The following is a 16,172-nucleotide window of genomic DNA, read 5'->3' as shown; positions in this document are numbered from 1 at the left end:
ATTACCAGGCTTCAAATTGTAGAAAGCCCGAATCTAACGATTCGGGCTTTTTTACGTCTGCAGAAAAGTAAAATACGTGCAATTAATGCACACTCACATCAACACCCATCACGTAGGGCGGGCGAGCGCAGCGACTCCCGACGCTAGAATCACAACAAAATCCCTCAATATCTCAGTCGGCCAATACAGTAGCATTTACTACGTGACTCTCCACCGCTGTGGGCACTATGACATTACACAAGCTTCACATTGTAGAAAGCCCGGATCTAACGGTTCGGGCTTTTTTACGTCTGCAGAAAAGTGAAATGCGCACAATTAACACACACTACATCAACACCTATCACGTAGGTCGGGCGAGCGCAGCGACTCCCGACGCTAAAATCATGAAAAATCTCCGCTCAGCAATGAGTGCGCAGCATTTTCACTATGACTCTCCACCGCTGTGGGCACTATGACATTACACAAGCTTCAAATTGTAGAGAGCCAACATCTAAAAATTCGGGCTCTTTACGTCTGCAGAAAGTAAAATGTGAACCAATAACGAACAATCAATGCCATAACATCATCGAGTAATTGCATTAAATACCTTCATGATGAAACTAAACCCGAAAGGTTCTCGTTTTTGAAAAGTGTAGTAAGGTTAAACGTAGGTGAATAGCGTACTACTTATTTAACTATCTTAATTCATATTTAATCTTTTTTACTTTCTATAAAAGCTAATTACTCTCATTTCCTTAGATAACAAATTTAATTTTGCTTTGTTACTGTCTTTGATTTAGGATCAAATCAGTTTAAAACCAAGAACTAACAGCCTGTGTATAGATTATTAATTAGCGCCATATCCATTTTATTTTGTTTTTCTGTGTCGGCAGTTGAAGTAGCTGATCTATATCAAGATATTTTAAAAGTGGATGACAAAACACGAGACACTCGATTAGCTGCGAGTCGTAAAGCTTTGCTCAATGTTTTAGTGAAAGTAAGTGGTGATGAAACTGCGGATCAAAATAAATTAGCGCAGCAACGCACTAAAGATATTTCTGATTATATGCTTAAGTTTGAATATGACGAGAGAGCAAATGGACAATTGAAACTCGTTGTTAAATTTGAAGCTCGAAAGATCAACGCGCTAATCAAAGAGTTAAACTTACCTTTATGGGGAGTACAACGCCCATTAGTCGCAATATGGTTAGGTATTGAAGACAATTGGCGCAGAGAATTAGTAACACAAGAAAGTTACCCGCAATTAGAGCAGTTAATTTATGACAAAGCAGGACGCCGTGGTCTGCCTGTCGTTGTGCCATTACTTGATTTACAAGATAGACGTTTAGTAGGTATTCCTGAGGTATGGGGTAACTTTTCAGAACCAGTAGAAGAGGCCTCTAGACGATACAGTGCTGAGCGAAGTATTACAGCAAGAATGTATAAAGAAGCGGATAGCGAAAATTGGATTTTAGATTGGCGTTTTACTAATGATGATCAATTTGATTCAAATAGATTAACGGGCGATAAGCAGCAAATAGTGAGTCAAATGATTGATACCTTAGCTCGAGGCCTTGCAAGCGAGTACGCTATTGATCCAAATGCTTATTATGAACAAGCCGCGGCCACGCTAACATTAAAAGGCACGCAAAGTTTTGTTGATGTTGAATTAGCAAAACAAAGATTATTGAACTTAAGCGTTGTTACGCAAGTTAAAATTGTTCGTAAAACACCAGAATTTGTAGAATTTAAACTAAATCACACTGGTAACTTAAGCGATCTTAAAAAAGGCTTAGGGCTCGACTCCTCATTTAAAGATTATGAGGACCCACGTGCTTTTTATCATGTTGTCGATAAAAATAGCCTAGAGTATCAATGGGTAACACCATAATGATAATGTCTGAGCCGATGCAAATGGCATTACCGGTTACCTTGCCGGATGACGAAACATTTGCATCGTACTTTGGTGGGGAAGATTCGTTAGAGGTTAACCATTTAAAAGATAGCTTTTCGAAGTTAGCTAAAAAGTTTCAGTATACTTATTTATGTGGGTTAGGTGATTCGGGTAAGTCTCACCTTTTGTATGCAACCTGCATTAAAGCACAAGAGCGTGGCTTATCTAATATGCTGCTGTCTATGCGCGAAGTAATTGACTTTGGACCTATGGTATTAGACGGTTTAGAAGCGCTTGATGTTCTATGTATTGATGACGTGCATTTAGTTGCAGGCAATGATGCATGGGAAAAAGCACTATTCAACTTTTTTAACCGGTTTAACGAACCCGGAAAAATGTTAGTAGTAACTGCCGATTTACTTCCTAGCATGCTTAATATCTCGCTGCCTGACTTAGAGTCTCGCTTAACGTGGGGAACAACCTTTCAAATTCGTTCTATGAGTGATGATGATAAAGCACAAGCACTTGTTAAGCGCGCTCATATGCGCGGCCTTGAATTAAGTGATGAGTGTGCACGCTTTTTACTAACCCGTTTAAGCCGTGATATGCGTGCTTTATTAGATGTACTCGACAAATTAGATCATGCATCTATGGCAGCACAGCGAAAATTAACTATTCCTTTTATAAAATCAACGTTAAAGCTGTAGTAGGTCTAGAATCTAGACCCTTCTTTCAGTTATCATAAGCTATTATCAGAGCGTGTTTACCTTTCCTGATTGGAATTTGTTTAACTTAAGAGTGCTTTAATCGCGTCGTGAGGGCTTTAGCGTAGTATTTATATGCGAAACCCGAACAACAAAGAACGTAGCCTCCGAGATAAACACTTCAAACTGCATGTGTTTGGTCTTTATTTAGCGTTATTGCATCACTTATGTAGGAAACTACAGTCCAATGCTTAACCTTATTTAATAACCAACCACACTGTTGTAAAGCAATCTTGAAAGGCCAACACGCTCTTAAGCAATCACCTTCTGTGAAAGATCAGGTATCGAATGAACTTAGAAAAAATATTAGCGCAAGCACTTGAGGCGGTAGCCAGTGCCAGTGAAATAGCGCAGTTAGAAGATATCAGGGTTAATTACCTTGGTAAAAAAGGCGAAATCACTAGCTTACTTAAAACGTTAGGTAAAATAGCACCTGAAGAACGTAAAGAAGCAGGCCAAGTTATAAACCAAGCTAAACAAGATGTACAAGCTGCTATCAACGAAAAGCGTGAGTTGCTAGCAAGTAAAGCACTTGAAGAAAAACTAGCTGCTGAAACTATAGATGTAACTCTACCAGGGCGTGTTATGCCTACTGGCGGTTTACACCCAGTTACGCGTACTATTGAACGTATAGAAAGCTTTTTCGGTGAGTTAGGTTTTGAAGTGAAATCTGGTCCAGAAATCGAAGACGATTTTCATAACTTTGATGCGCTAAATATTCCAGAGCATCATCCAGCACGTGCTGATCACGATACCTTTTATTTCAATCCTAAATTAGTACTACGTACACAAACAAGTGGCGTGCAAATTCGTACTATGGAAACTGAGCAACCACCACTGCGTATTATTTCACCTGGACGCGTATACCGTAATGATTACGACCAAACACATACACCTATGTTCCATCAGGTAGAAGGTTTGATGGTTGATACCGATGTTAGCTTTACTGAGCTAAAAGGTATTTTGCATGACTTTTTACGTAACTTTTTTGAAGAAGATATGGAAATTCGTTTTCGTCCTTCATTCTTCCCATTTACAGAACCTTCAGCTGAAGTAGATGTTATGGGTAAAGACGGTAAGTGGTTAGAAGTACTAGGCTGTGGCATGGTACATCCAAATGTACTTAAGTCTGTGGGTATCGACCCAGAAAAATACACCGGCTTTGCTTTTGGTATGGGTGTAGAGCGTTTAACTATGTTGCGCTATGGCGTAAACGATTTACGTGCATTTTTCGAAAATGACTTAAAATTCCTGAACCAGTTCCGTTAAGAGTGAAACAATAAAATGAAATTTAGTGAAAAGTGGTTAAGAGAGTGGGTTAATCCTGGTATTGATACGCAAGCTCTTTCGGAACAGCTTTCAATGGCTGGTCTAGAAGTTGATGGCGTTGAGCCTGCTGCTGCCAAATTTAATGGCGTAGTTGTAGGTGAAGTTGTTGAATGTGGACAACACCCAGATGCAGATAAACTGCGTGTTACCAAAATTAACGTAGGTGGCGATGAGCTACTTGATATCGTGTGTGGTGCACCAAATTGTCGTTTAGGTATTAAAGTTGCTGTTGCAACTGTGGGCGCTGTACTGCCTGGTGACTTTAAAATTAAAAAAGCCAAACTACGCGGCCAACCTTCAAACGGAATGCTATGTGCTTTTGTTGAGCTAGGTATTAGCGAAGAAGGCGACGGCATTATGGAATTGCCAAGCGATGCACCAGTAGGCACTGATTTACGTGACTACCTAGGTCTTGATGATAATATTATAGATGTTGATTTAACACCAAACCGTGGTGACTGCTTAGGTATAAAAGGTCTAGCACGCGAAGTAGGCGTTTTAAATAGTATTGACGTAAACGTATTAGATATTCCAGCTGTTACTCCAACAATTGATGACAAAGTATCAATTGAGCTAGTTAATGAAGATGCATGTCCTCGTTACCTTGGTCGTGTGATAAAGGGCATTAACCTTGATGCAGAAACACCACTTTGGATGGTTGAAAAATTACGTCGCAGTGGCGTACGTTCAATCGACCCAGTAGTTGATGTTACTAACTATGTATTACTTGAACTTGGTCACCCAATGCACGCGTTTGATTTAAATGCGATTGAAGGTGGTATTAAAGTACGTAGTGCAAACGCAGGTGAAGAACTTGTTTTATTAGACGGTAACACCGCTAAATTAAACGACACAACACTTGTGATAGCCGATCATAACAAAGCACTTGCAATTGCAGGTATTTTTGGTGGTGAGCAATCAGGTGTTACAGATAAAACATCTGATATATTACTTGAAAGCGCATTTTTTAATCCTGTAGCAATTGCAGGGCAAGCACGTAGCTACGGTTTACACACTGATGCTTCACACCGTTATGAACGCGGTGTTGATTTTGCTCTACAACATGATGCAATGGAACGTGCAACAGCACTTCTACTTGAGATTGTAGGTGGTCAAGCAGGCCCAGTAGTTGAAGCTGTTGCGGCTGACAAACTACCAAAAGTGACTGAAGTACGTCTTCGTCGTGCACGTTTAGACCGTGTTATTGGTCATCATATTGATGATGCTAAAGTAACAGATATTCTTATGCGTTTAGGTCTTGATGTTAAAGTAGAAAATGAAAGCTGGAGTGCGGACGTACCAAGCTACCGTTTTGATATTCGCATCGAAGAAGATTTAATTGAAGAAGTAGCACGTGTTTACGGCTACAACAGCATTCCTAATGTTGCACCAACTGCAAAACTTAAAATGACGACACATAACGAAGCAACTATTGCGCTTAGCAAGTTCCGCAATACGTTAGTGACTCGTGGTTACCAAGAAGCAATTACATATAGCTTTGTAGACCCTAAAGCACAAGCTATTTTACACCCAGAGTGTAAAGCAATGGTATTACCGCACCCTATTTCAATTGAAATGTCAGCGATGCGTGTAAGTTTAATGCCGGGTTTATTAGCGTCTGTAGCGTATAACCAAAATCGCCAACAGCCTCGTATTCGTTTATTCGAACATGGTCTTAAATTTATAAGCGACGAAAGTGCAGAAAATGGTGTTTACCAAGTACCGGTTATTGGCGGCGTTATTACGGGTCTTGTAAATGGTGAACATTGGGTTGAAGAAAAACGTAACGTTGATTTTTACGACCTAAAAGGTGATGTTGAAGCCTTACTTGCAATTACTAATGACGTTACTCGCTTTGAAATTAAAGCCGAGCAGTCAGATGGACTTCACCCTGGTCAATCAGCTGTAATATATGTTGATGGCAAAAAGGTTGGTTTTTTTGGTGCTTTACATCCTCAAGCTCAAAAGTCGTTAGATATCAACAACGCAACTTTTGTTTTTGAAATTGAAATGTCAGCAATAGAAAAAAGAAATTTACCGCAAGCAGAAGGGGTGTCTAAATTCCCTTCAAATCGCCGCGACATCGCGATTTTAGTGGCAGACAGCGTTAAATCTGGCGACATTTTAAGCGTGATCGAAAAAGTTGGCGGAAATCAATTGGTTGACCTAAACTTATTCGATGTGTATAAGGGCAAAGGTATTGAGCCAAATTATAAGAGTTTGGCGATTGCTCTAACACTGCAAGCGGTTGATAGAACACTCGAAGAGAAAGATATCAATCTAGTAGTTGATAACGTGGTGGCCGAATTGGCCGAACAGTTTAATGCATCGTTGAGGGACTAGATATGGCGCTTACTAAAGCCGACATAGCTGAACACCTATTTGAAAAGCTCGGGATCAATAAAAAAGATGCCAAAGATTTAGTTGAAGCGTTTTTTGAAGAAATCCGCTCAGCGCTAGAAAAAGGCGAGCAGGTTAAGCTCTCTGGATTTGGTAACTTTGATCTTCGAGACAAAAAAGAAAGACCAGGCCGCAACCCGAAAACAGGCGAAGATATTCCTATTTCGGCACGTCGCGTGGTGACTTTTCGACCAGGTCAAAAGCTTAAAACCCGCGTAGAAGTGGGCACAAGCAAAGCAAAATAAAAAAAGGCAGCGTAAGCTGCCTTTTTATTTGCCTGAATAACCTAGTTATTAAATTATACCAACCTGCATAAATCTTTGATCAATTTAACGAATTAAATTGCACTACAACGTCGTTAAAAACGTTTTATTTACGACTGTATGGATGCAGGAGGTAGAGCAATGCAGGGAGCAATTGCCGAGAACAACTAGATACAAAAATTTTGCCTAGTTCTAGCGTAATTTCCTTAACGTTAAATAGACCCCATACATAAGCAGATTGGTATTAGGTTATTTTTGCGATTATAAATTAAAATTCTCGAGGCGATACAAAATCACCTGCCATTATTTGCTGAAATGTTTGCTCTGCAAGTACATCTAGGCCGTCTAAGCTTTTACCATTTGTTATTAATTGTTGCTCAATTTCAAACCCATCAATATTTTCAATCCCCGACATTTGCGCTACTTTAGAAAATATATAAGCGTGCTTAAATTTATCATGTTTATAAAAAAGACTAATAAGTGATGTATACACTTCAGGGTTAGGTACGTTATCTTTTTTATTAAGCTCTAAAGTTTTATAAAGCAAATCTATGGTTTTTTCATCATCAAATTTAATATAGTAAGATGCTAAAAAAAATTGCATTTCGGCACTTTGCGTTACACTTTTGTCATTTTCTATCGCCAATAATTTAGTCAGTGCACTTTGGTTATTATTTCGTGACCATTGGTAGTAGAGCAAACCGGGATGATTTGTATTTTGGGTATCTTGATATAACCGAGTCATTTCTTTAATGCTCGTTAATTGACCGTCAATACGTGACGTTTTTTTAGCTTTTAACTTAATATGCTCTATTTTGGCAGCCACAGTTATGCATTGGTTATAAGATTCAAAGCCTTTTAGTAACTGGTACTTGTTCTCATCGGTTGGGTCTTTGTATTCTATGTAACGTTTAATAATTACATCAGAGCGTTCATCCTTGCAGTGACTGTCTTTGTTTAAGTCGCTACAAAAGCCAGGTGTTTCTTTACATACTTTTTCGAGTGTCAACGTCTCTTCACACCCTGTCAACGTAAGCAAACCCAATAGTACACTTGCTTTTTTAAGCATCCCTTAACCCCAAATGAATATTTACTTTGTTATTCTAACGCAATCATTTAACGCCTAACAGTAGAGAATAACTTCAGATTAAATTAGAATAGCCCAGCCTGAAGTGCATTACTCTCAAAATATAGTGCATTTTTAAAGGCTATCCGTTCAAAATGATAAACTTAGGTAAATAAAATGACCTCATCTCACGAGTTAGAATACACAAATAGTTGGCAAGAGCGCCAAGATTACGCAGAAAGCATGCAACCAATCATTGGTAAACTTTACCGTAATCGTGGTATCGAAATCGCTGTATATGGCCGTCCTCTCGTAAATGCCAGTACTATAGATATTATCAAATCTCACAAAACCGTTGCTCAGTTTGAAGGCACTAAATTACGTTTGCGTGAAAGCTTCCCATTTTTAGAAGCTATCAGCAAAATGGAATTAAACTCTGCACGTATTGATATTGGTAAGCTTGCATATAGTTATTTGTTCACTGAAGCTGCAAAAGGCCGCTCAGTAGAAGAATTTGTAAAAGATGAACTTGCAGAAATAGCTGACTTACCAGCGAAAGAACCACGCGATGTTGTATTGTATGGTTTTGGTCGTATTGGTCGTTTACTAGCGCGTTTATTAATTGAAAAATCAGGTCCATATTCAGATTTACGTTTGCGCGCTATTGTTGTGCGTGGCGGTAAAGATGGTGATCTTGAAAAGCGTGCAAGCTTACTGCGTCGTGATTCAATTCACGGTCCATTCAATGGCTCAATCACTATTGATAAAGAACGTAACGCAATTAAAGCCAACGGTAGCTACATTCAGGTTATTTACGCCAACTCTCCTAGCGAAATTGATTACACTCAATACGGTATCGACAATGCATTAATTGTTGATAACACCGGTATTTGGAAAGACGAAGCGGGCCTTGGCCAGCATCTAGAGTGTAAGGGCGCTGCAAAAGTATTATTAACAGCTCCTGCAAAAGGTAATATCAAAAACATCGTATATGGTGTTAATAACAAAGATATTTTACCCGAAGATAAAATTGTTTGTGCAGCAAGCTGTACAACCAATGCAATTACACCAACGCTTAAAGCACTAAACGATAAGTTTGGTATTAATAATGGCCATGTTGAAACTGTACACTCGTACACGAACGATCAAAACCTTATTGATAACTACCACAAAGCAGAGCGCCGTGGCCGTGCCGCAGCACTTAACATGGTAATTACTGAGACAGGGGCTGCAAAAGCGGTTTCAAAAGCATTACCAGAGCTTGAAGGCAAATTAACAGGTAACGCAATCCGCGTACCTACACCTAATGTGTCGCTAGCTATTTTGAACCTTAACTTAGCAACAAGCACATCAGTTGAAGAGCTAAACGCATTTTTACGCGATACAGCACTTCATTCAGACTTACGTGACCAAATTGATTACACAGCATCAACGGAAATTGTTTCTACCGATTTAGTCGGTAGCCGTTACGCAGGTGTTGTTGATTCACAAGCAACGATTGTTGAAGATAACCGTATTGTTTTATATGTATGGTACGACAATGAGTTTGGTTACAGCTGCCAAGTAGTTCGTTGTATGCGCGATATGGCCGAAGTGTCATTCCCAAGCTTACCTCGCTAATTTATTTGCAGTGACTTAAAAGCCAGCATGTTGCTGGCTTTTTTGGTCGTGTATTATTTTTAAAGCGTATGCCTTGTGATAGGCTTTAATTAAGAAAATGCACATTCGTTTTACTATTTACAAAATAATGTCAGTTCTGTGAATTAATAAGCAGATAAACTTATTCAACCTAAAGGTTTTTTCATGAAAATCAGCAGCAATTTCGACAGTGGTAATATCAAAGTTATTGAAGCCACCGATCCTTTAAATATTCAATTAGAAATTAATAAAGATCACCAGTCTGAATTTTATCAGTGGTTTCACTTTCGTCTTGAAACAACACCTTACCAATTGCATAAGTTAAATATTAATGAGCTTGATAAATCAGCTTACCCAGATGGTTGGGAAGGGTATCAAGCCGTTGCATCATATGACCGTCAAACATGGTTTCGTGTACCATCAAACTATGAAAATGGCACATTAAGCTTTGAAATTGAACCAGAGTGCGGCAGCGTATATTTTGCTTACTTTGCACCATACAGTTACGACCGTCATTTAGATTTATTGTCTTGGGCACAAAGCCAAGGCGCTTGCCAACTAATAACGCTCGGTGAAACACTAGATGGCCGCGATATGAGTGTGCTTAAAATTGGTGAGCCAAGTGAAGATAAGAAAAACATCTGGATCACAGCACGTCAACATCCAGGTGAAACAATGGCGCAGTGGTATGTAGAAGGGCTATTGCACAAATTACTTGATGACGAAGACCCACATGCAGCTGCACTATTATCTAAAGCAGTATTTTACGTTGTACCAAATATGAACCCTGACGGCAGCGCACGCGGACATCTGCGTACTAATGCTAAAGGTGTTAACTTAAATCGTGAATGGCAAACACCAAGCATGGAAAATAGCCCTGAAGTTTACTTAGTACTTAATAAAATGCGTGAAGCTGGCCTAGATATGCACCTTGATATACACGGTGATGAAGCTATCCCGTATAACTTTGTTGCAGGCAGTGAAGGTATTCCAAGTTACGATGCACGCCTTAAAGGCCTAGAAGATAGCTTTAAAGCAGCGCTTTTAACTATTACTCCAGAGTTTCAAGATGAACATGGCTATCCAAAAGATGAGCCCGGCCAAGCTAACCTTACAGTAGGCTCATCAGCTACAGCTGAAGAATTTAAAGCATTAACGTACACAATTGAAATGCCATTTAAAGATAACAACGATTTACCAGATCCAGATTACGGCTGGTCTGACCGTCGTTCATATCAGTTTGGTCAAGATACATTAGCGGCTATTGTTAATGTTGTTGATAATTTAAGATAAAACGTTTATTTGAAGGGTATCAATAGTTTTGATGCTCTTTTTACTTTTAGTAAACCCCCTTTTACAAAAAATAATAATCATATAGCAACTTCATTTCAAAACGTTTTTAACGTTTCTTCGCGGCGTATCATCACCGTATCGGTACAAATCAATCTACTTTCATTTAAATACAACTGACGTGGTGCATTACAATAGCTACGTAATTAGATATTTTGAAAATTAAGTGTTAACAAGGTTGGGGTACTTAAGTTAAGATTAATTAAATAATGAGTCGGGACGGGAAAGGTAAAACCTTATTTCGTGAAACTTATGTTGCGTAGTAGCTAAAGCTGAGTCTCGTAATTAAAAATAATAAATATAACTATAGAGGATATCCATGGAAGCTTTTGTAAGCGCTGTTAATGATGTTGTTTGGAGTAATGCACTCATCTATTTATGCCTAGGCGCAGGCTTGTTTTATTCAGTGTTAACTCGATTTTCTCAAGTTAGACATTTTAAAGAAATGTGTAAACTATTATTTAGTCCTAACACGTCAGATAAAGGTATCTCATCTTTTCAAGCCCTTGCAGTATCGTTATCTGGACGAGTAGGTGTAGGTAATATCGCAGGTGTTGCAGCAGCTATCGGTTTTGGTGGGCCAGGTGCTATTTTTTGGATGTGGGTTGTTGCTTTTCTAGGAGCAAGTACCGCATACGCAGAATCTACTTTAGGCCAAATTTATAAAACAGAAGAAAACGGGCAATATCGTGGTGGCCCAGCATATTATTTTGACCGTTGTTTAGGGCAAAAATGGCTAGCTGTGTTATTTGCTGTTTCGGCAATTATTGCCTGTGGTGTTTTTCTGCCCGGCGTACAAGCAAATGCGGTAGGTAATGCGTTTACCCAAGTATTTGGCGATGGAAATATGGTCACTACTAGCTTTGGTGACGTAGGCAGCTTTAAGTTAGTCGCATTGGCAATTATCCTTATTGTTTTAGCATTTATTATTTTTGGCGGTATAAAACGTATTGCTAACTTTACGCAAATTGTGGTGCCATTTATGGCGCTTGGTTACATAGTATTGGCACTAATCGTTGTATTTTTAAACTTAGATAAAGTGGGCGATATATTTTATTTAATTATTAGTGATGCATTTACCGCGCAGGCCGGTTTTGGTGCTGCTATTGGTTGGGGCGTCAAACGTGGTATATATTCTAATGAAGCAGGCCAAGGTACTGGGCCCCATGCAGCAGCTGCTGCAGAAGTAGACCATCCTGCTCAACAGGGGTTAGTACAAGCTTTCTCTGTTTATGTTGATACCATCTTTGTGTGTACAGCAACAGCGTTGATGATTTTAATAACGCAGCAATACAATGTTGTGGGTGAGTTACCAGCAGGACAGTTTATTGTACAAAATGTTGATGCAGCCACTGAAGTAGGCTCAGCAGCCTTTACTCAAATGGCTTTATTTAGTGTATTTGGCAGTTTTGGACAAGCATTTGTGGGTATTGCATTGTTCTTCTTTGCCTTTACTACAATACTTGCTTATTACTTTATTGCAGAAACTAATATTGCATACTTAAATCGTTATTTTAAAGGCAGTATCCCGCTTGTTATCGTGAAATTTGTGATTATGTTTATGGTGGCATACGGCATGGTTAACAATTCAGGTTATATTTGGACTATTGGTGATATTGGCGTTGGCTTAATGGCTTGGATTAACATATTAGGTATTTTAGCTATTTTCTTCGTAGCTAAGCCTGCTTTATTATGTTTAAGTGATTATGAAGAACAGAAGAAAAAGGGCGGAAAAATCACATTTGACCCAGTTAAATTAGGTATTAAAAATGCCACTTTCTGGGAAAAACGCCTAGCAAAACAGTCAAAAGACGCTGAGTAATTAAACTTAGTGAGTAACTTGGATGTTTATCGTTTCTAAATCACTTATTGGTTTAAATTCAAAAAAGACAACGAGAAATAAAACAAGTACAATAAAGGCGCCGAAAGGCGCTTTTTTTATGCGTAGTATGGAGAGAAGTATGGCGATTATTCGTTGCCCAAAATGTGCAAAATCAATTTCAGATAAACATAAACAATGTCCGCATTGCGAAAGTAACATTGCAGAGCTAAACGACGAGCAAGTTTTACAGCTTCAACGCGAACAGCGAATTAAAAAAAAGCAGATGTTTCTAAATCACTCCTTTTTGGCGCTTATCTTATTTTTAGGTGGTTTTTTCTGTTTGTACTTTTTACAACCGCAAGAAGAAACGCTTCAGTGGTATGCTTATACTGCCGCAATTGGCGTAGGTTGTATTTGGTATATTATAAACCGTATTATTTTAGTGACTCTAAAAAAGAAAAAATGACATGAATATCGACAATCTTGTACAAAATATTACTCCCGAATTATTCGAACGCTTGCAATACGGTGCTTCTACTGGCAAATGGCCAGATGGCACCGTTTTATCAGATGAGCAAAAGCAACAAACAGTGCAGTTGGTTATGTTGTATCAAGCAAAGGTGGCTCAATCTAATGAGCAATTTACGATTGGTGCTAATGGTGAAATGATCCAAAAGACAAAAGCTCAACTACAAAAAGAATTCAAATCAGACAACGAAATAGCTAGGTTTAGTGAACATGATCTTTAAGCACCTTTTTACACCGAAGTGGAAACACCCTAAGCAACAAGTACGTCTTGATGCTATCGAAAAATTAGACATTGAACGTGATGCAACCATATTAAACACGTTAGCACTTGAAGATAGCTCAGCTGAAATACGCCGCAAAGCACTACAAAAAGTAAACGATTTACCACTTTGGTGGAAAGCGTATAAACAAGATCAGGCATTAAAAGATATAGCAGAGCTGCAGATATCAAATGCTGTTTTAAATAGCGAAAGTGCACTAACACCGCAAATTAAAAATGAATACATTGAGCGCTTTGCGCCAGTAAAAACACTAGAAAAGTTAGCGTTTGCAGAAAAAGAGCTGCAAGTACGCGTTAAATTATTAAAACGTTTAGCAAATCCAAAACTAGTAGAAAAAGCATTTAAAGAAGGTAGCGAAGAGCTACAAACTCAATTAGTTGAACTTGTTATTACTCATCAATTAATTAAGCCATTAGTAAAACATGCAAAGGGTGGCGCAAAAACAGCACTTGAAACGCATATTGAAAATGAACGTCTAGCAATAGAAAAGCCACTTGAAGTAGAGGGTGCAACACGTATTATTTTAGCGAAGTTAAATGCTTTGCGTGAAAAAACAGACTTTGGTGTTGTTAATCCACAAGCGGGCGAGCTAATGGCTCAGTGGCAAGCACTTGAGCTTAAATGGTTAAGTGATGACCGTGTTAAGTTGCTTGATGAAAAATATACTTCGATTACCACTAAGTTAAATGCACACATTGAACAGCTACAAGCGGTACACGATAAAGAGCAGCAACAATTAGCGCAACAACAGCGCCAATTACTAGCACTTGCAACGCTTGAAGCGTTAAGCGAAGAAATTGAAAATGCCTTACAACTTGGTCTTGAAACGCCAGAGCAAATTCAACAAGATTGGCTTGATGCAAAAGTAGCGCAAGCTAAGCACGCTATTAGCGAAACAGAGCTTGCTAATAACACGCAATCAAAACTTGCTGTAAGTAAGTTAGAAAAGTTATTTACTCAAGTTGCTAAGCTACCTGAGCTAACCGCTGCCATTAAAGAGTACAAGCTCGCTTTTACAGCATTGTGTGAAATTAAACCAGCAGAAGACTTAGCGCAGTACGATGTTACTTTAACTGAGTTTAACAATGGCTTTAAAGCAGCGCGTAATCATTTAAATATATTAGATGGCGCACTGCAAAGTACGTTTAAAACACAGCTAAACACGCATAAAAAGCAATTTTTAGCACCAATGAATGAACTCGTTAAGCCGCTTGAAAAAAATCAAAGCCAAGCAAAACGCAAAGCACGTGATGTTAAACGCCTGATTGAAGAAGGTCGATTTAACGTTGCTTTTGGCGTATTTAAAGGGTTTGAAGAATTATTTAATACCCTTACTGAACAATACCAACAGCCGCTTGTAAACATAAAAGCAGAGCTTGAAGCGCAACTTGCAGACGCTAAAGATTGGCAAAAATACGCTGCTGCACCAAAGCGTGAAGCTTTATTAGAAGAAGTAAGCGCATTAGTAAGTGAAGAGTGTACAGACCCACAACAACGTGCTGAGCAGGTAAAAGCACTACGTAAACGTTGGAATGAGTTAGGTCGTTTAGATACAGACGAAGAGAAGCAACAAGGCACTCAGTTTGATGAAAAAATCGAGCTGTTATTTGCACCTTGTCGTAGTTACTTCGCAGAGCAAGAAGTACAACGCGAAGCATCTAAAGCACAACGCGAAAGTATTATTAGCGATATGTATGCACTTCATTTACAGCCTACTGCTGAGGATGATTTTGATTGGAAGCAATATGAAAGCCAATACAATCGTTTAAACAAAGCGTGGCGCAGTGTAGGTAAAGTTGATCCTAAAACATACCGTACATTAAATGACCGTTATAAAAATGAGCAACAGCAAGTACTGGCTTTATTAAACGCATTTCATAAAAGTAATGCTGCACTTAAAAATGAGCTAGTAGAAAAAGCAGAGCAGTTGTCACAAAGTGATGATTTAGCCGCTGCATGCCAAGAGTTGAAGCAAATGCAGCAACAATGGCAAACGATAGGTTTTGCAGGCTTGAAAGCTGAAAATGCGTTATGGCAAAAGTTTCGTCAGTTTAACGATGAAACATTTACTAAGCGCAGTAGTGAATTTGAGCAGCAAAAACTTGATCAAAATGAGTCAGATAAACAAGCCGTTGCAGAACTTGCTGAGCTTGAAGCAGCACTTAGCGATGTAAATCAAAGAGCACAGTTGCACGACCTAGAAACAAAAGTGAAAGGGTATGCACAGTTTAGATCGTTAGCGCCAAAAGTGACTAAGCTACTAGCGGCCATTGAAGATAAACTTGCATTGCTTACAAGCAAATCAGAGCAAGCTAATTTAGATGCACTAATTACAGCACTTGAGAACAATGAAGCGTTACCAAGTCAGTACCAAGCACCGCTTAAAACAACATTAAATACTGAACAGCTTATTACGCGCATGGAAATACTAGCGAACGTAAGCTCAACTGATAAGTCACTTAGAATGGCAGAACAAGTAGCCATGCTAGATGACAAGCATCGTGGCGAACATGCTGATTTAAACTATTATTTAAAACAGTTACTAGCGCTCAGTAGCGGTTCAGTTGAACCTGACACACTAATGCGACTTAAAGCGATACTTGCAGCTTAATACACTAGGGCGTGTTGAACTTTCGTGGTTGAATTTGCAGCAGACTGTTTGGTATTTAGGCAAGGCAGAGTCTATGTAGTGTGGTTATTCCCCATAAATAGGCGATAACGCAGCATAAATGCCAAACATGCGCTGCCCTTTGGGTTCTTTCTAGGGTCGATTAACTCTTTGTTGCTCGGTTTTGACTTAGCCCGCTAGGTTACAAACCTCACGCCGCGATTAAATCGACCCTAGATTGAACAAATTT

Annotated in this window: 12 protein-coding genes; 11 read left to right on the top strand and 1 reads right to left on the bottom strand. The window is 39.0% G+C overall.

All coding sequences use genetic code 11. The features are described from left to right. The first annotated feature begins 814 nt into the window (after positions 1–814). The 5 genes from GQR52_RS14275 (at position 815) to ihfA (ending at position 6,611) form a co-directional block, all read left to right on the top strand. Positions 815–1,870, top strand: a complete 1,056-nt coding sequence (locus GQR52_RS14275) for a DUF2066 domain-containing protein (RefSeq protein WP_165728876.1) — start codon at positions 815–817, stop codon at positions 1,868–1,870. Next, positions 1,870–2,580 carry a DnaA regulatory inactivator Hda gene (hda, locus tag GQR52_RS14270; protein WP_206017506.1) on the top strand — a complete coding sequence of 237 codons (711 nt, stop codon included), beginning with the start codon at positions 1,870–1,872 and terminating at the stop codon, positions 2,578–2,580. Before GQR52_RS14275 ends, hda begins: the two co-directional genes overlap by 1 nt. 345 nt (positions 2,581–2,925) lie before the next feature. Next, on the top strand, positions 2,926–3,906 hold the full coding sequence (pheS, locus tag GQR52_RS14265) for a phenylalanine--tRNA ligase subunit alpha (RefSeq protein ID WP_165728875.1): 981 nt from the start codon (positions 2,926–2,928) through the stop codon (positions 3,904–3,906). A gap of 15 nt (positions 3,907–3,921) precedes the next feature. Beyond that, positions 3,922–6,309, top strand: a complete 2,388-nt coding sequence (pheT, locus tag GQR52_RS14260) for a phenylalanine--tRNA ligase subunit beta (protein WP_165728874.1) — start codon at positions 3,922–3,924, stop codon at positions 6,307–6,309. A gap of 2 nt (positions 6,310–6,311) precedes the next feature. Continuing rightward, positions 6,312–6,611, top strand: coding sequence for an integration host factor subunit alpha (gene ihfA / locus GQR52_RS14255; protein ID WP_002960690.1), 300 nt, complete (start codon positions 6,312–6,314; stop codon positions 6,609–6,611). 286 nt (positions 6,612–6,897) lie between these two features. Here ihfA and GQR52_RS14250 read toward each other — a convergent pair whose 3' ends face one another. After that, positions 6,898–7,698, bottom strand: coding sequence for a DUF2989 domain-containing protein (locus GQR52_RS14250; protein WP_165728873.1), 801 nt, complete (start codon positions 7,696–7,698; stop codon positions 6,898–6,900). A gap of 174 nt (positions 7,699–7,872) precedes the next feature. Here GQR52_RS14250 and GQR52_RS14245 point away from each other — a divergent pair, with 174 nt between their 5' ends. The 6 genes from GQR52_RS14245 to GQR52_RS14220 all read left to right on the top strand — a co-directional run bounded on the left by GQR52_RS14245 (position 7,873) and on the right by GQR52_RS14220 (position 15,925). Continuing rightward, complete coding sequence (locus GQR52_RS14245) at positions 7,873–9,315, top strand: glyceraldehyde-3-phosphate dehydrogenase (protein WP_007580346.1); 1,443 nt, start codon at positions 7,873–7,875, stop codon at positions 9,313–9,315. 183 nt (positions 9,316–9,498) lie between these two features. Further along, on the top strand, positions 9,499–10,626 hold the full coding sequence (locus GQR52_RS14240) for a M14-type cytosolic carboxypeptidase (RefSeq protein WP_165728872.1): 1,128 nt from the start codon (positions 9,499–9,501) through the stop codon (positions 10,624–10,626). 376 nt (positions 10,627–11,002) lie between these two features. Continuing rightward, positions 11,003–12,505 carry an alanine/glycine:cation symporter family protein gene (locus tag GQR52_RS14235; RefSeq protein ID WP_165728871.1) on the top strand — a complete coding sequence of 501 codons (1,503 nt, stop codon included), beginning with the start codon at positions 11,003–11,005 and terminating at the stop codon, positions 12,503–12,505. Positions 12,506–12,644: 139 nt separating this feature from the next. After that, positions 12,645–12,971, top strand: a complete 327-nt coding sequence (locus tag GQR52_RS14230) for a hypothetical protein (RefSeq protein ID WP_024593065.1) — start codon at positions 12,645–12,647, stop codon at positions 12,969–12,971. A gap of 1 nt (position 12,972) precedes the next feature. After that, entirely contained in the window at positions 12,973–13,254 is a 282-nt protein-coding gene (locus GQR52_RS14225) for a DUF1315 family protein (protein ID WP_007378333.1), read from the top strand. Next, complete coding sequence (locus GQR52_RS14220; protein ID WP_165728870.1) at positions 13,244–15,925, top strand: DUF349 domain-containing protein; 2,682 nt, start codon at positions 13,244–13,246, stop codon at positions 15,923–15,925. The genes GQR52_RS14225 and GQR52_RS14220 overlap by 11 nt, the downstream gene beginning before the upstream one ends. The last annotated feature ends 247 nt before the right edge of the window (positions 15,926–16,172 follow it).

Source organism: Pseudoalteromonas sp. 31A1 (assembly GCF_011378815.1).
Classification (GTDB): domain Bacteria; phylum Pseudomonadota; class Gammaproteobacteria; order Enterobacterales; family Alteromonadaceae; genus Pseudoalteromonas; species Pseudoalteromonas arctica.
The sequence above is the reverse complement of the archived record's forward strand: the minus strand, read 5'-3'. Positions and strand labels throughout refer to the sequence as shown.